15 protein-coding genes are annotated in these 15933 nt (G+C 47.9%); 8 read left to right on the top strand and 7 right to left on the bottom strand.

Annotated elements, in window-relative coordinates; translation table 11 throughout:
• Positions 1-127 precede the first annotated feature (127 nt).
• From aprA to aprB, 3 genes are all read right to left on the bottom strand, one after another.
• Positions 128-2089, bottom strand: a complete 1962-nt coding sequence (gene aprA, locus ACPXXB_RS06020) for an adenylyl-sulfate reductase subunit alpha (protein ID WP_423910570.1) — start codon at positions 2087-2089, stop codon at positions 128-130.
• Positions 2090-2118: 29 nt separating this feature from the next.
• A complete protein-coding gene (locus ACPXXB_RS06015) occupies positions 2119-2382 on the bottom strand; it encodes a hypothetical protein (protein ID WP_423910567.1) in 264 nt (87 codons plus the stop codon).
• A gap of 72 nt (positions 2383-2454) precedes the next feature.
• Positions 2455-2919, bottom strand: coding sequence for an adenylyl-sulfate reductase subunit beta (aprB, locus tag ACPXXB_RS06010; protein WP_423910564.1), 465 nt, complete (start codon positions 2917-2919; stop codon positions 2455-2457).
• A 369-nt stretch (positions 2920-3288) separates the two neighbouring features.
• Between aprB and ACPXXB_RS06005 the strand changes: the two genes are divergently transcribed.
• Positions 3289-4926: a TaqI-like C-terminal specificity domain-containing protein gene (locus ACPXXB_RS06005; RefSeq protein WP_423910561.1), complete on the top strand. Its 1638-nt coding sequence runs from the start codon at positions 3289-3291 to the stop codon at positions 4924-4926.
• A gap of 8 nt (positions 4927-4934) precedes the next feature.
• The gene (locus ACPXXB_RS06000; protein WP_423910558.1) at positions 4935-5291 is read left to right on the top strand and encodes a hypothetical protein; all 357 of its coding nucleotides are present in this window, start codon (positions 4935-4937) and stop codon (positions 5289-5291) included.
• A gap of 103 nt (positions 5292-5394) precedes the next feature.
• On the opposite strand, the gene lgt is transcribed toward ACPXXB_RS06000, so the two are convergent.
• A complete protein-coding gene (gene lgt, locus ACPXXB_RS05995; protein ID WP_423910556.1) occupies positions 5395-6186 on the bottom strand; it encodes a prolipoprotein diacylglyceryl transferase in 792 nt (263 codons plus the stop codon).
• A gap of 152 nt (positions 6187-6338) precedes the next feature.
• Between lgt and ACPXXB_RS05990 the strand changes: the two genes are divergently transcribed.
• Positions 6339-8465, top strand: coding sequence for a thioredoxin domain-containing protein (locus tag ACPXXB_RS05990; RefSeq protein WP_423910553.1), 2127 nt, complete (start codon positions 6339-6341; stop codon positions 8463-8465).
• A 1-nt stretch (position 8466) separates the two neighbouring features.
• Here the strand turns inward: ACPXXB_RS05990 and trmB are convergent, their stop codons facing one another.
• Positions 8467-9237, bottom strand: a complete 771-nt coding sequence (gene trmB / locus ACPXXB_RS05985; protein WP_423910551.1) for a tRNA (guanosine(46)-N7)-methyltransferase TrmB — start codon at positions 9235-9237, stop codon at positions 8467-8469.
• Positions 9238-9390: 153 nt separating this feature from the next.
• Here trmB and ACPXXB_RS05980 point away from each other — a divergent pair, with 153 nt between their 5' ends.
• The 4 genes from ACPXXB_RS05980 (at position 9391) to ACPXXB_RS05965 (ending at position 14452) form a co-directional block, all read left to right on the top strand.
• Positions 9391-10686, top strand: coding sequence for an acetyl-CoA C-acetyltransferase (locus ACPXXB_RS05980; protein WP_423910548.1), 1296 nt, complete (start codon positions 9391-9393; stop codon positions 10684-10686).
• A 38-nt stretch (positions 10687-10724) separates the two neighbouring features.
• On the top strand, positions 10725-12794 hold the full coding sequence (locus tag ACPXXB_RS05975; protein WP_423910545.1) for a 3-hydroxyacyl-CoA dehydrogenase NAD-binding domain-containing protein: 2070 nt from the start codon (positions 10725-10727) through the stop codon (positions 12792-12794).
• Positions 12795-12884: 90 nt separating this feature from the next.
• Positions 12885-14081, top strand: coding sequence for an aromatic ring-hydroxylating oxygenase subunit alpha (locus tag ACPXXB_RS05970; protein WP_423910542.1), 1197 nt, complete (start codon positions 12885-12887; stop codon positions 14079-14081).
• 242 nt (positions 14082-14323) lie between these two features.
• Positions 14324-14452 carry a hypothetical protein gene (locus ACPXXB_RS05965; RefSeq protein ID WP_423910539.1) on the top strand — a complete coding sequence of 43 codons (129 nt, stop codon included), beginning with the start codon at positions 14324-14326 and terminating at the stop codon, positions 14450-14452.
• A gap of 214 nt (positions 14453-14666) precedes the next feature.
• Here the strand turns inward: ACPXXB_RS05965 and ACPXXB_RS05960 are convergent, their stop codons facing one another.
• Together ACPXXB_RS05960 and ACPXXB_RS05955 are read right to left on the bottom strand one after the other, a co-directional pair.
• Positions 14667-14861 (bottom strand): hypothetical protein, encoded by a 195-nt coding sequence (locus ACPXXB_RS05960; protein ID WP_423910537.1) that lies wholly within the window; start codon positions 14859-14861, stop codon positions 14667-14669.
• A gap of 308 nt (positions 14862-15169) precedes the next feature.
• Entirely contained in the window at positions 15170-15421 is a 252-nt protein-coding gene (locus ACPXXB_RS05955) for a hypothetical protein (protein WP_423910534.1), read from the bottom strand.
• Positions 15422-15504: 83 nt separating this feature from the next.
• Between ACPXXB_RS05955 and ACPXXB_RS05950 the strand changes: the two genes are divergently transcribed.
• Positions 15505-15876 carry a hypothetical protein gene (locus ACPXXB_RS05950; protein ID WP_423910532.1) on the top strand — a complete coding sequence of 124 codons (372 nt, stop codon included), beginning with the start codon at positions 15505-15507 and terminating at the stop codon, positions 15874-15876.
• Positions 15877-15933 lie beyond the last annotated feature (57 nt).

Here is a 15933-nt window from a genome sequence, read left to right as displayed (position 1 = left end):
GATTATACTATCCCGGATTAAAACTGGCTAAGGAAAGTGACAATTATTTTTGCAGTGCAAATCAACTGTCGAGGAGCAGTTATTTACCGGGACAAACCTGGCATTTCAGGTTACTTTGGAGCTGAAATTATGACAGTTCAGGTCCCAGGTGACGCATGGCTTCCGGTTCGTTTTCTCCAACCGAAATCAATGGCTGCCATTTTACTTTCTTTAATTTCCATTCGCCAGTGTCGCGGTCGTAGGTGGAATTTACAAAACACTTCCACTCGTCATCATTTATTGCCTGATAGTCCGCTCGATAGTAGTACCCTGGATAACGAGTCTCTTGTCGAAACTTGATGTGCTGCATGTGGGCTTCCGCAGTAATGATTCGATGGTAGTTTTCCCAGGCGCGCAGCAACTCATGCAAATCCTTGGCGCGCATCTTCAACGAATCTTCTTTCAGCATTTTCATCTTGCGCTCGGCCATCACCAGCATTTGCTCGTTGGTTTGATACCAGGTGGACACACCAGCGACATATTCGTCCATGATCTTCTGCAATCGGAACTGCAGCATCTTCGGGGTAATGTAATGTGGATTTATATCGATGGCGGTGGTGTAATCCTTATGCTCGAGAAACGTATGCACCGGTCGATATATTTCATCCACAAGTTGTTCCGTCGTGCGCGATAATTCAGGCTTGAGGTCAGGATTATCAAGGCAATATTGCACCATGCTCTTTGCCACCATTCGTCCTTCAGTAAACGACCCCGAAGAAAACTTGTGACCCGATGCCCCAACACCATCACCGGCCGTAAATAATCCGTTTACCGTGGTCATTCTGTTATAGCCCCAGTGATAATGGTCGGGGGTGCCGGGCAGATCATCCGGGCCTGAACACCATAGTCCCGCACAACCTGCATGCGAGCCCAGTAAATACGGTTCGGTAGGCATCAGCTCAGACATTTCCTTATCCGGCTCAATGTTCTCTCCGGCCCAAACACCACATTGGCTTATGGTCATATCCAAAAAATCTTCCCACGCTTCCGCTTCAAGATGCTTGATTTCCTTGGGGGTCATGGATTCCGCCAGTTTTGCCATAGCACTGGGCGTGTCCATCAAAATGGGACCTCGGCCTTCTTTCATTTCAATCATCATCAAGTGATTTCTCAGGCAGGTTCCCATAGCGAATCCCACCGCGTATTTGTCATAGCCGTGGTCTTTCAATAAGTCGTAGTTTTTCTCTTGGTAGTCCTCACCAAAAGCGTTCATTGCTTTTGCTTTGAACAATAGGAACCACGCACCTACCGGACCATAGCCATCTTTGAATCGGGCGGGAACGAACCGATTTTCCATAAGGGTCATTTCAGCACCACATTCCGCCGCCATCGCATAAGTCGAACCGGCATTCCAGACTGGATACCACGCACGGCCGGTGCCTTCCCCAATCGAGCGTGGACGAAAAATATTTACCGCTCCGCCGGCCGCGAGCAAGCAAGTTTTGAACTTGTAAATATAAATCTTGTTTTCCCTCACCGAAAATCCGGCTGCGCCAGCGATTCTGCCAGGATCGTTTTTATCCGTCATTAAACGGACGATAAATATACGCTCTTGAATGTTTTCGATGCCCAACGCCTTTTTAGCGGCCTCGGCAACGATCCATTTATAAGACTCGCCATTTATCATGATTTGCCAGCGACCCGAGCGCACCGGCTTGCCGCCATCGCGTAATTTCTTCCCTTCATCGCCTTTTTGTTTCCAAACCGGCAAGCCCCAATCCTCAAAATTGTGAACCGAATCATCGACGTGCCGCCCGGTGTCGTAAACCAGATCTTCCCGGGTTATGCCCATTAGATCACCGCGCACATAACGCACATAGTCGGCCGGATCATTGTCGCCCATATAGGTATTGATCGCAGACAATCCCTGTGCCACCGCACCGGAACGATCCATCGCGGCTTTATCCACCAGCTTGATTTTCAAGCCAGTCCCTTCAGCCCATTTTGGAATTTCGAATGCGGTACCGCAGGCACCCATGCCGCCGCCAATAATCAAAATATCGAGTTCTTCTTCGACTACTTCGGGACTTGCTAATACATCTTCAGACATGATTTTTTCCTTCGCTAATACTCGGATGGTTATTCAAGGATGCTGTTGTGGTTTTTGATCGCCAACACGCACAAACCAATACTGATTAGCGAGCCAAATATCCCGACGATCTCCAGGTCACCCAAGGTAGCTGCGGTTATGGATATTCCAGGTAGCATAATCAAACCAATGGACACGCTGGCGTACAGCAACCCAAGTGGTCCGAACAAAATCGTCAGAGCCAATGCAATGCCCATGCTTTTTTTCGGACGCGCCACAACCGTCGCCGATTGTGGTTGATGGTTTTCATTCATAAATAAATGGCCTGTTGGTTGAGCAACAAAGAAAGAGCGCGACGTGGAAATGGATGGGAATTATGTCAAAGTTTAACCCGTCACGAACTGCGTCATGTCGCAACCATGCATGGCGTCGGTAAACAACTTTGCAGGGTTGCCCAAATCGCTCATATCCGCATCCGGCTTTCCTCCAAAAGGGTCCGCGGAACCTTCGGGGGTCGTTCTAATGGGGAATTTAAACCGTTTCACGATCCCATTTCGGAATTTAATGGTCCACATTATGGAGTCAGTGCCCCTCAAGGGTTGAACCTGGGCGCCCAACGGCACGACATCGGCGTAGTGTCGGCATTCAATCGCTTGCTGTGGGCAAATTTTCACGCAGGAATAACATTCCCAGCATTGTTCCGGTTCCTGGTTATAGGCTTTCATAGCGTGCCCGGTAACGGAGCCATCCTTGTCAAGCATCATCAAGTCGTGTGGGCAAATATACATGCAGGCGGTTTTGTCCTGGCCTTTGCAACCGTCACATTTATCGGTGCGAACATAAGTCGGCATTGTTGGTCTCCTATTCGGATTAAGCATTAAATTCACACAGGCCATGGCGTTCTGTGCCACGGTTGTTCTGTATATGTGTTGAAACTATCGTTTTCTCAATTCCCAGTATCAATTGCGGGAATTTCTAATCTGATAATATACTGGTTTTTAGCCGAGAAATCTAATTAGTATTGTCAACCGACCCATAAATTTAATTGATAAGCAGTGATAGATTATTCTTATAATTGAGTATTGTGCCCCTTTAATTCCTGTCCACGCTCTAAAGCATCCGGTGAGTTTGATTATTAGCTGTATACATAACAACGGAGCAATACCATCCATGATACTATTTTGATGAAGAAAAGCAGACTTGAGTGCAAGGGATTAAGAATGAATCAACAATTACTATTTAGGAATATTGAAGAAACGTATCTATCGATAGATGACGTGGCAAGCCAGCTTGAAGTATCGACTGCATCAGTTAGAAACTGGGTTAAAACCGGATATCTTGATCAAACAGGTCGTGGTGTAATTTCGAGAGAGTCGTTTGAAAATTTCAAAACCGTTGTGGCTGGATGTGAAAAACTAACAGCCAGAGCTAACAAGTCATTAAAAGACACCCATGACCATGAAGAACTACAGAGACAATTTGATGAACTACTAAAAAAAGATAAAACTGATCTGAATAATATAGGGTTACGATATGAAGAGTCTTTGTCTAATGCATACAGAAACAAAGAAGGAATCTATTATACACCAATAGATATTACGGAGCGATTCTTTCAGTATTTACCTGAAAATAACTCTCGTTTGTCTTTTTGCGACCCTTGTTGTGGATCGGGAAATTTTATTCTAACGGCCATAGAAAATGGGTTTAGGCCAGAGAATATTTATGGCTATGACATAGATCCCATAGCTGTAGAGATTACAAAAAGAAGAATATTTAAGCGTACTGGCTACCAAACAAACAAGATAATTTGTGTGGATTTTTTAGAATCCATACTCGATCGCAATCGTACCTGTTTCGATATTATTGTTACTAACCCTCCATGGGGTAAAAAAATCACCAATGGACAGAAAAGAGAATACGCTCGCCTTTTACGTGCGGGGACCAGTACTGACACGAGTTCATTATTCTTTTTTGGTTGCTTATCCAGATTAAAGGAAAATGGATATTTAGGTCTTTTGTTGCAGGATGCCTTCTTTAACGTGGCTTCTTTTGAATGTGCACGAAAACAAACATTATCACTGAATATCATAGCATTATTGGATTTCGGAAAACCTTTCAAGGGGCTATTGACAAAAGCAAAAGGCATTATCGCTCAACAACAGAAAGCCATTAATGGGGGGCTTGTGCAATGCCTAGTGCATCAAAAATCTACGGTTAGATTACAGGATTCTTTTAATAAAAACCCAAAATCCATACTGAACTTTTCTTGCTCATCAGACGAGTCAGAAGTAATTGAGCATCTATACAGACGGCAGCATTTAACACTATCTGGCAAAGCCAAATATGGACTTGGCATCGTTACTGGCAATAATAAAAAATTCTGTATTAAAGAGAAAAGAGAGGGTTATATTCCTGTTTATAGGGGCGCAGATATCCATAAAGATGGGATTAATGACCCATCAAACTATGTGCCTGATGATTTATCTCTGTACCAACAGGTAGCACCCAAAGATCTTTTCATGGCGAAAGAAAAATTGATTTACAGATTTATTTCTTCTGAATTGATATTTTATCATGACACCCAACAAAGGATATTTTTGAATAGTGTTAATATGCTTGTATTAGAAAATGATTTCCCAATCAACGCAAAACAACTAAGTAAAATACTCAATAGTAGAGTGCTTAGTTGGTTATTTAAATCAATATTTGAAACACACAAGGTTCTTCGGTCTGACATTGAATCACTCCCAATACATACCAAGTATTTTGACGACCATCCAAAATTTACCGAAGAGTCATTCATTAACTATTTAGGTGTAGAAGAAAACCATAATGGAACTTTCAGAATTAAAAAATAAAATCTGACATGTGGCTTGATGGGATAAAAATAGAAGTAAAAGCTTCTAGGGCAGTTGATAGTGATAGCTCAGAACCACTGTATATAAAAGCATTGGCTCGAAATACGCATCGACCATTTTTAATGAATTTCCAGCAGTTAAAACCACAATGTTGCGATGTATTTATTTGGGTTGCTGTATTTCGAGATGAAATAGCCATCTGGGTTATGAGTTCTAATGAAGTACTAAATAACCCATTATTTTCTAAAGGACAACATCGTGGTAATCGTGGCAACGAAGGGCAATTGCATATTAAGCATGACAATATTCATGTCTTAAATGAGTATGAATTAAAAGACAATGATTTGGGGCAATTTATCAGGTAGGCGGCAAAACGTAGTTGATGGAGATGCAAATCCAACAGCGTTCTATCATGCACCTGTCTTTTTCGCAGGGAGTGGTTCCTCAAAACATTTGTCGAAATAATAACTATTCAGTGCCGCTATAAATTGATCTTTTCCTAACCAACAAGAATAATCCTAATAATATCATGGGGATACTCAATACCTGCCCCATGGTCATCCAGTCTAACGCCACTGCCCCAATATGGCCATCCGGTTGCCGGTAAAACTCGACAAAAAACCGAAATACGCCATACCCCAGGAGAAACAATCCACAAACGCGGCCGGGCAGCCGTTCTTTGGATGAATACCACCAAACAATAATAAATAATATCAACCCTTCAAGCAATGCTTCGTACAACTGCGACGGGTGGCGTGGCGATCCTGGAGCCGTATAGAACAACACCCCCCAAGGCAAATCCGTGGTCCGGCCCCACAACTCCTGGTTAACAAAATTTCCAATCCGACCAAAAAATAATCCCGGCGCAACCAAAGGCGCTAAAAAATCCGCAACCGCCAAAATGCCCCGATTGGTTTTTCGGGCATAACACCAGAGCGCGGCAATCACACCAATAAGCCCGCCATGAAATGACATCCCCCCATCCCAAATGGCAATAATATCCAGGGGGCTTGAAAGATAAAAACTCAAATTATAAAACAGTACATAACCCAATCGACCACCCGCTATGATGCCGACGGCGATATAAAAAACCAGGTCAACCACTTCATCTTCCTGCCATCCCGCCCGACTGCGCCGCGCTCTGTATCGCCCCAGCACCATGCCGGCTGCAAAACCACACAGGTACATCAAACCATACCAATGAATGGATAGCGGGCCGATGGACAGAGCTACCGGATCAAAATTAGGATGTACAATCACGATTAAATTTCCGCGACTAAATTTCTTTGAGAACTAAAAGTATAAAATTACCCGCTACGCTTTAGCCGACTGATATTGAGCCATGAATTGTAACTGATTCAAATTCAGACCGCCCCCAGGAAGTTCACATGAAGTTCACAAATATTTATGATATGTCTAACCAGTTAATCAACCAAACCAGTCCTTATTTGCTGCAACACGCTAACAATCCAGTGAATTGGCATGCCTGGACTGAGCACGCGCTCGAGGCAGCGCGAAATCAAAACAAACCGATCCTGTTGTCCATTGGCTATGCGGCATGTCATTGGTGTCACGTTATGGAACGCGAGAGTTTTGAGAATGACGGCATCGCCGAAATCATGAACAAACACTTTGTGTGCATTAAAGTAGATCGGGAAGAACGCCCCGACCTGGACAAAATTTACCAGATCGCGCATCAGATGCTGACTCAAAGACCTGGCGGCTGGCCCTTGACCATTGCACTGACGCCTGATGGCCATGCGCCATTTTTCGCAGGCACTTATTTCCCGGCCGAAGCGCGTTATAACATGCCCGGTTTTGGCGAGTTGCTTGAAAAAATCTCGGCGCATTTTCACGAAAATTCTGAAAAACTGACCGACTACCATTTGTCGTTTAACCAAGCGCTGGAAAAACTTAATCCGCAATCCAGCGCAAGCAAAATACCCGATCCCTTGACCGCGCTCGCTCACGCTTCGGCGCATTTGGCAAAGCAATACGACAGCGAGTTTGGCGGCTTTGGTGATGCGCCAAAATTCCCTCATCCCACTCAATTGGAACTGCTGTTAGTTGCCGCAAGACATCCCAACCTAACCAACCTAGTGAAGCAAACGCAATCGGCGAAAACAGCCGCGGAGATGCCCGCGCAAATGGTGACCAACACGCTGGCGCATATGGCTCAGGGCGGGCTTTTCGATCATCTGGGCGGAGGGTTTTTTCGCTATTCCATAGACCGAAAATGGCAAATCCCGCATTTTGAAAAAATGCTTTATGACAACGCGCAACTATTAAACCTGTACTGCGATGGCTATCACTTGTTCGGCAACGCGCAATACGCCCATGCCGCCATGGCCACGGCGCAATGGGTTGTCGTCGATATGCAGCAATCCGATGGCGGATATGCGTCAACCCTGGATGCCGACTCCGAGGGCGAGGAAGGCAAATACTATGTTTGGAGCGAAACTGATTTACGCGCAATTCTAGCGGAAAACGAGTATTCAGTATTAGAAAATTATTTTGGGTTATATGGCGAAGCGAATTTTGAAGGAAGTTGGCATTTCAACCGGAACCCGGAAACCGACTTCGAATTATTAGCGAACAATCCTGAAACTGGCCATGAAATTGAAAGGGCATGGTCCGCGGCAAAATCGAAATTACTGGCGATTCGCAATGCGCGGATACGCCCCGCTCTTGACGACAAAATTCTAACCGCCTGGAATGGGTTGATGATTAAGGGCATGGCAAAGGCAGGCCGAGTTTTGCAACAACCTGAATTTATCCAATCGGCACAAATAGCCGCGGATTTTGTGCGCGATAACATGTGGCAGGACCGGTCTCATGAAATGTCGGGGGAAGGGCGAATGCTGGCCGCATACAGCCAGGGCAAAGCGCATTTGAATGGCTATCTGGACGATTACGCATTTATGCTGGACGGACTGATCGAACTGCTCGAATCGAGTTGGCGCAGCGCCGACCTTGAATTTGCCACCGCCATTTGCGATGCCATGCTTGCGCGATTTGAAGACCAGGAAAACGGCGGCTTCTTCTTCACTTCGCACGATCACGAAAAGTTGTTGTGCCGCCAAAAATACGGCGCCGATGACGCCATTCCTTCAGGCAATGGCGCCGCCATTCTGGGCTTGCTTAAACTGGGCAATCTGCTCGGAGAATCGAAATATCTACAAAGCGCGGAAACCGCGCTGTCCTTGTTCGCCGATGATTTAGAACATCATCCTTCGGTGAACGGCTTGATGACCATCGCCCTGCAACACCTCGGCGACCAACACACGACCGTTATTATCCGCGGCGATGACGCGCCCAATCAAAATGCGACTGTGCAAAAATGGAGGCGATTTTGCAATGCTCAGTATCAACCGCTAACCCACATTTTTGCGATTGAGAAAGATGCAAAAAACCTGCCGCCGACGCTGGCATTACGTAAAGCCGGGAAAACGACTGTAGCGTATGTCTGCAAAGGCAACCGCTGCACCCCGGCAATAACTTCTTTGCAAGAATTAAAAAAACAATTCAGCCCAGATTAATTCAGATAAAATTGTTTCTATTCGCCGTATAGTCGGGATGATGGCAAGAATGACTCGACTGATTGTTCTTTTGCATAACAATATCCCAAACACCATGCCCCAATCGCCGCCCTCTTTTTTCGAATTTGGTTTCAGGTCGCTGCTGCGGACCAGGCGAGAAATTTCCGCGGCCGGCGATATTGACCAGCGCCGACGATAATTCCAGTTTACCCATAGCCTCATCGGCATAATCCCGCCAATCCGTTGCGTAGTGAAAAATGCCGCCGGGCTTGAGTTTGTTTGCCACCAAGTCGATAAAGGGCGGTTGCACTATTCTGCGCTTATGATGTTTTTTCTTTGGCCAGGGATCCGGGAAAAACAAGCATATTTTGGCCAATGATTGGGCTCTAATCGCCGTATTCAGAACATTGATCGCGTCTGCACAAAATAATTTCACATTGGTCAGGTTATAGCGGTGTATTTGAATCAGCAAATGCCCGATGCCCGGTCGATGCACTTCCACACCGATGAAATTCTGGTGTGGATTTTTCCGCGCCGCTTCAAACAAAGCTTTGCCGTCGCCAAATCCAATCTCCAATATGGTCGGCGCCGCTCGCCTGAATATTTGCTGAAAGTCTGCCCGCTCATTCGCCAGCTCGTCGAGGGATAAACCGTATGCCGGCCATAGCTCCTGCAAGGCACGTTGTTGGCCCTGGGTAAGCTTGCCGCCGCGAAGCGTGAAACTTTTTATTGCCCTTATCGGTCTATGTATCGGTCTGTGAACTTGATTCATGTTATTCAGCATGGGAAAGTTGGACTGCGCTATAATACCAAATTCATACTACTAACCTGGAACGAGAAAAATGGGCGGAACAAATGCTCAGAAAACTCAAGCCAGAAAGCCTGGCCAGAAAACTTGGCCAGATAAATTTGCAAGGTAAGTTATATGCATAGCGGAAGAAACGTATATTTGGTTGATGGCAGTCGAACACCCTTCCTTAAAGCCGCAGGCCAGCCCGGGAAATTTAAGGCCGCTGATTTAGCGGTAGCCGCCGGGCAACCGCTGATTGCTCGCCAACCCTTTTCTGCAACAGATTTTGACGAAATTATTTTGGGCTGTGTCGCGCCCACTGCGGATGAAGCCAATATCGGGCGCATCGTTTCTTTGCGGCTGGGATGCGGGGAATCCACGCCAGCATGGACGGTCGCCAGAAATTGCGCCAGTGGTATGCAAGCGCTGGATTCCGCTGCGACTAATATTGCGCTGGGCCGATCTGATCTGGCGCTGGCCGGCGGCACCGAGTCCATGAGCCATACCCCGGTGTTATTTTCCACGGAATTTGTCACCTGGTTGGGCAGTTGGGCCAAAGCAAAAACAATTCCAAACAAATTAAAAACCCTGACCACGCTCAAACCATCCAGCCTGGTGCCCATAATCGGATTATTGAGAGGATTAACCGACCCGATATGCGGCCTGTCCATGGGCCAAACCACGGAGAAAATCGCATACAATTTTGGCATCACTCGCGAAGCCATGGATGCTTTTGCAGTGCGTAGTCACAAACGGCTGGCGGCGGCTGCTGATGAACAAAGATTTGCCGGGGAACTGGAAACGATCTATGACAACGATGGCAATAGTTACCACGCAGACGATGGGCTGCGACGAGATTCAGCCATGGAAAAATTGGCTAAATTAAGCCCGGTATTTGATAAGCCCACGGGTCTTGTGACGGCCGGGAATAGCGCCCAAATCACCGATGGCTGTGCCTGGTTAATATTAGCCAGCGAGGTCGCGGTCAATCAGTATGGCTTAATGCCCCGCGCCCAAATAACCGATAGCCAATGGGCCGGGGTAGATCCGACGCAGATGGGTTTGGGGCCGGTTCATGCGAGCACCCCGATTCTGCAACGACATTCCTTGCGGCTTAATGATGTCGATTACTGGGAAATTAATGAAGCTTTCGCCGGCCAGGTTTTGGGCTGCCTGGCGGCATGGAATTCAGAACAATATTGCAAAAATCAGCTCGGTCTCGACAGCACAATGGGTGAATTAAACCAGGAGCGCCTTAATCTTGATGGCGGCGGCGTGAGTATGGGACATCCGGTTGGAGCAAGCGGCACCAGAATTGTGCTTCATGCACTGCATGTGCTTGAGCGCAATCAATGGCAGCAGGCCATGGCGACCTTATGCATCGGCGGCGGCCAGGGCGGCGCGATGTTGATTCAACGCAGCACACCATAACGCAAACCATAACGCATTGATCTTCAACGGAAATTAAAATGGCAAAATTAAGAAACTGGACGATTGAGGAACGGGATAACCTTTGCATTCTGACCCTTGACCTACCAAAACAGCGTCAAAATGTGCTCTCTTCCGCAGTGATTACAGAACTGGATCAGGCGCTGGATCAAATTGAAAAACTCGATGTCAAAGGGTTGATTGTGAAATCCGCAAAGGCAACTGGCTTTATAGCCGGCGCCGATGTCAGAGAGTTTCAGCAAATAGAAACCGGGCAACAAGCTGCTGAATTCGTACAATTTGCCAACCAGGTTATCAACCGAATTGAATCGTTGACTATGCCATCGGTGGCCATGATAAATGGTCATTGTTTGGGAGGCGGATTAGAACTTGCCCTTGCCTGCGACTATCGTGTAGCCGCGGATGAACCTGCGATAAAGTTAGGATTGCCCGAAGTGAAACTGGGCATTCATCCCGGTTTTGGCGGCACCGTTAGGCTAATCGAAATCATTGGTGCGCGCTCTGCGATGGATCTTATTCTCAGCGGTCGCACGGTTATTCCTTATGTCGCCAAGAAAATGGGGGTTATTGATCTTTGCGTTCCCACACGACAACTTGAACGGGCGGCAGAATTTGTCATCAATAAAAAACCGCCTCCAAAACAAGCCGGAGGCATCGACAAAATAATAAATTTCGGCCCGGCCCGATACTTAATGGCGCAGTACCTGAAAAGACAAGTTAGTTCTAAAGCAAAACAATCGCATTACCCCGCGCCTTACGCCGTCATCGAATTATGGAAAGAGCATGGCGATAATCGTGACGCGATGCTCAAGGCCGAACAGCAATCCACATCAAAATTATTTACCACAACCACCGCAAAGAATCTGGTCAAGGTTTTCTTTCTTCAGGAACAACTCAAGAAAATTGGCAAATCGGGAACGGGCAAATCATGCCGCAATGAAAATTTCCAGCGCGTTCATATCATCGGCGCCGGCGTAATGGGCGGAGATATCGCCGCATGGTGCGCATTGCGCGGTGTGACTGTAACACTCCACGACCGCAGCGCCGAAGCCCTTGCCCGGGCAACAAAACGTGCCCATCAGTTGTTTTCAAAGAAGTTAAAACAACCGAGACTGGTTGAACGCGCTATGGATCGATTTCAACAAGACCCGGCTGGCAACGGCGCTGCAAGCGCGGATGTCATCATCGAAGCCATCTTCGAAAATGCAGAAGCGAAAATTAGCCTGTTTTCAGACCTCGCAAAAGCGGCAAAACCCGATGCCATTCTGGCAACCAACACCTCGAGTATTCCATTGGAGACGATTAGCGCCGCCCTGCCCAGGCCCGGCCGATTGGTGGGACTGCATTTTTTTAATCCGGTGGCGAAGATGCAGTTGATTGAAATTGTCCGCGGCAAAAAAACATATGCGAAAGTTTCCGCTCGCGCCGCTGCTTTTGCGAACCGAATTGGACGACTACCTGTTCCTGTAAAAAGCAGCCCGGGATTCCTGGTCAATCGGGTGTTAACGCCCTATACCCTGGAAGCGGTGGAATTGCTGAAAAAGGGAGTTCCCGCATCGCTAATTGATAAAGTTGCCACGAATTTTGGCATGCCTATGGGGCCGATTACGCTGGCGGATACCGTTGGCCTGGATATTTGCTATCAGGTCGGCGAAAACCTAAGCAAACATTTTGGCGGCGCGCTTCCCGAATTGCTCAAGCAAAAAGTCAATAACGGCCATTTAGGCAAAAAAACCGGACAGGGATTCTATATATGGGAAAAAGGCAGGCACAAAAAAAGTTGGTCTCTGAAAGGCAACATGACATCGGGGCAGCAAGTCGATGACATTGAAGACCGTTTGATTTTTAGGTATTTGAATGAATGTATTGCCTGCTTGCATGAAGGCATCGTCGAAAACCGGTCTCAGCTGGATGCCGCATTGATATTTGGAACCGGGTTCGCGCCATTTACCGGCGGCCCGATTACACACATCATCGACCAGCAACCAGCGGCAATGCTGGAGCGATTAAAGCAGCTGCACAACCGCTACGGCGATCGATTCAAGCCTTCCAGCGGTTGGGAAGAATTCGCCAGGAAAAATTTACCATAAAAAATTTGTGAGCAGGGTTTATGATAGGCCCTAAATGCAGTTCAAATCCTTTATATTTCGCTCATATAGATTCATTGGTTCCGCATCGAAATGAACAGACCGCTCTATCAGAAAATTACTCTGCAACAGTTAGCCGCGATTGATCAAGATATTAAGTCGGCCACGGGCATGCCCAATGCGGCATACACGGATCCAGAGTTTTTTGTATTTGAGCGCGACCATGTTCTAGGCAGCAGTTGGACCGCCCTGATGTTTTGCGTCGATTATAAAGAAGATAGCACAGTCACCCCGATTGAATTCATGGGGCTACCCCTGATCGTCACCAAAACCAAGCAAGGCGGCATCAAAGTTTTTCACAACGTTTGCAGCCATAGAGGCAGAAAACTGGTCAGCCAACAAAAGAAAACCAACGGTATGGTGGTTTGCCCATACCACTGTTGGAGCTACGACCTCAATGGCAAACTCTGCGCGACTCCCCACATAGGCGGTGTTGGAATCCATCAGGCTGAAGGATTCCGACCGGAAAATAATGGCTTGAAAGAGATTCGCTCGCATATCTGGCTGGGGGTTTTGTTTATTAATTTGTCGGGAGATGCGCCCGAATTTGAAGATCACGCAAGGCCCATAATCGATCGATATCATGGCCTGGTCGGTGAGCATGGATTTGACCAGATCGAATACGCGGATACCCATGGTCAAATAGCCTTCGCTATCAATTGCAACTGGAAACTGGCCATGGAAAATTTTTGCGAAGCCTACCATTTACCCTGGATTCATCCGAGTTTGAATGCCTATTCCCCCTTGGAAAAGCATCATCATTTGTTCATCAACGCGGATTTTGCCGGGCAACGCTCAACCAGCTTTGACCCCGGTATCAGCGGGTGCACAAGTTTTCCGAGATTTAATAGTTGGCCGAAAGACCAAGCCGGATGTGCGGAATACCCGGCTTTCTACCCTAACTTAATGCTTGGTTTTCAAGAAAATCACCTGTTCATATTGATCGTCCACCCCATTGATATCGGCAAGACTGACGAAGACGCACGCCTGATTTACGTTAATCATGAAGCCGCGAATGGCGGCAAGTTTGAGGCCGCCAGAATCGCCAACCACGATGCCTGGAAGAAAGTATTTAGCGAAGATGTCACGGCGGTGGAAGGCTTGCAGCAGGGGAGACGATCATCAGGCTATACTGGGGGCGCATTTTCGCCTGTACAAGACGCGCCCACCTTACATTTCCATCAATGGATAGCACGAAAATATCGGGCCGGCTATCGCATCAATAGTTAGTTCATACCGTACCATTGAATGTGCCATTGAGTGATTCGGCGCTTTTAGACGCAGGGTTTGGACATAGGGGAGCGCCTCCAACTCAGGAACGTCTTGCGGGAACATCTTAACTGGCGTGTTCTGCATGAACGGAGTCAACAAGAGCAAACTGATTATCAGCGTGTGTCGCCGAATAATCTATTAAAACAACAGCAGCCCCTACGGGTTAAAATAATTTTCGGTCTTAACTAGATAACGGATCATTGAACGACGACGCCGTCGCCGGGTCGACCTTCACCGTACTTGTGCAGTTGGCGGCAAACACCACGCTGGTGTTCAGCCTGGTGGTGACCGACGGGGCGGTCTGGCCTCGGTCACCGCTGACAGCGTGACCATCACTGTGCCCCCCGACACCAATGATCCGACGACCGCCAACGCCGGGCCGGATTAAACCGTGGACGAGCACGCGGCAGTGACTCTGGACGAATCAGGGACTGATGCCGAAAGCAAGACCCTGAGCTATGCTTGGACGCAAATGAATGAGGGGATCACCTTTTTCAGGTTTTTCAGCAAGATATATGCTTTATACCCTCAAAATAGCTGGCCTTATATGCAATTTCTTTTTTCAGCGCCAAGGCAGCGGTGAGCGTTAAAAGCGTATTGTGCCTTTGAGCAGGATGACGTGAGCTGCGGGTCGGTTTCGGTCTCGAGACGCTCGCCTGCCAGGTTCAGATCGAACCGCGAATCCGGCCGCCAGTGCAGCCCCAGACGATAGCGCGGGCTGGTGCTGCCGAGGGTCATCTCGCTGTACGGCGTCAACCGCCCTTGCCCACCGAGTGCCGACAGGCCATAGCCTAAGGGCGCATCCAGCTTTATGCCGTAGGCACGGCCGTTGTTGTCATTGACGGCGCCGCCTGCCGCGCCCAGTGTAACGGGACAAAAGTCCGGTACGAAAAGCGGATAAAAATGGATTTTTTCGGCGGTTTTTGGACATTTTTAGACCACTTTTAGGGTGTGATTTGCGGCGTTTGAGTAGTGTTTGAAGCCGTTGCGCATTCATGCCGGAAAACGTTTGAAAGCCCGGCGGCGCGGTTTCGTTATTCCACCTGTTATCGCGCGGTTGCCATCGCATTGTGCGCTGTTGTGAGCGCCGTTAACCAGGATATGAATTCTCTAACTACCCATCTCAATTCTATGATCTTCGACTGATCAAATGAATGATTCCTCGCGCCGGCACCTGCATCCACAAGAGGCTCCAAGCCATCAGCATCCGCCTGGTCGCGGTGGATCGCATATATGGCTTTAGCAACCGCTTCCGAAGCGGTTCTATCCGGTGAAATCTCGCCTATGGCACTTGACACCCCTTGCGGCGCCTGACGCCAACTTCCGCCCAAAAGCACCCGCTACCATTTCTTGCGAAAGCATCGTTATCATTGTTTTGTCAATGCGCGCCAGCATCAACACATATGAACCGGTCTATCGTCCCATTGGCATATGCTTCACACGCGCGATACATTACACCCATCGCTTCATCAAGCATCTGACTGAGACCGGTTTTACCGAGCAGCAAGCTGAGGCCTTGGCCGATGAACAGGTGAGGTTCATCAACGCCAACTTGGCGAGTAAGGAGGATATTGCTCGGATTGAAGCTGCCCTCAAGACCGACATCACCCGGGTTGAAGCCAACCTCAAAGTTGACATTGCTCAAGCTAGGCACGAGGTTACCAAGTGGATGGTCGGGGTTGTGTTAGGCGTGGCGGCAGTGCAAACAACGTTGATTGTTGGACTATTGTCGTGGTTACTCCAAAGCGGATGAGCCGGCCGCCAAGCCGCCCGCCGATTGGCTGCTTTCCTGAGAAAGCGGTTCAATACA

Origin of the sequence: Candidatus Spongiihabitans sp. (assembly GCF_965237845.1) — a bacterium.
Taxonomy (GTDB): Bacteria; Pseudomonadota; Gammaproteobacteria; order Arenicellales; family Poriferihabitantaceae; genus Spongiihabitans.
Note: the sequence above shows the minus strand (reverse complement) of the source record. Positions and strands in the feature narration are given on the sequence as shown.

Bases quoted from the DNA above. Each gene is read 5' to 3' on its own strand.
- aprA (WP_423910570.1), bottom strand. From the start codon at position 2,089: ATGTCTGAAGATGTATTAGCAAGTCCCGAAGTAGTCGAAGAAGAACTC.
- ACPXXB_RS06015 (WP_423910567.1), bottom strand. From the start codon at position 2,382: ATGAATGAAAACCATCAACCACAATCGGCGACGGTTGTGGCGCGTCCG.
- aprB (WP_423910564.1), bottom strand. From the start codon at position 2,919: ATGCCGACTTATGTTCGCACCGATAAATGTGACGGTTGCAAAGGCCAG.
- ACPXXB_RS06005 (WP_423910561.1), top strand. From the start codon at position 3,289: ATGAATCAACAATTACTATTTAGGAATATTGAAGAAACGTATCTATCG.
- ACPXXB_RS06000 (WP_423910558.1), top strand. From the start codon at position 4,935: ATGTGGCTTGATGGGATAAAAATAGAAGTAAAAGCTTCTAGGGCAGTT.
- ACPXXB_RS05990 (WP_423910553.1), top strand. From the start codon at position 6,339: ATGTCTAACCAGTTAATCAACCAAACCAGTCCTTATTTGCTGCAACAC.
- trmB (WP_423910551.1), bottom strand. From the start codon at position 9,237: ATGAATCAAGTTCACAGACCGATACATAGACCGATAAGGGCAATAAAA.
- ACPXXB_RS05980 (WP_423910548.1), top strand. From the start codon at position 9,391: ATGCATAGCGGAAGAAACGTATATTTGGTTGATGGCAGTCGAACACCC.
- ACPXXB_RS05975 (WP_423910545.1), top strand. From the start codon at position 10,725: ATGGCAAAATTAAGAAACTGGACGATTGAGGAACGGGATAACCTTTGC.
- ACPXXB_RS05970 (WP_423910542.1), top strand. From the start codon at position 12,885: ATGAACAGACCGCTCTATCAGAAAATTACTCTGCAACAGTTAGCCGCG.
- ACPXXB_RS05960 (WP_423910537.1), bottom strand. From the start codon at position 14,861: ATGACCCTCGGCAGCACCAGCCCGCGCTATCGTCTGGGGCTGCACTGG.
- ACPXXB_RS05950 (WP_423910532.1), top strand. From the start codon at position 15,505: ATGCGCGCCAGCATCAACACATATGAACCGGTCTATCGTCCCATTGGC.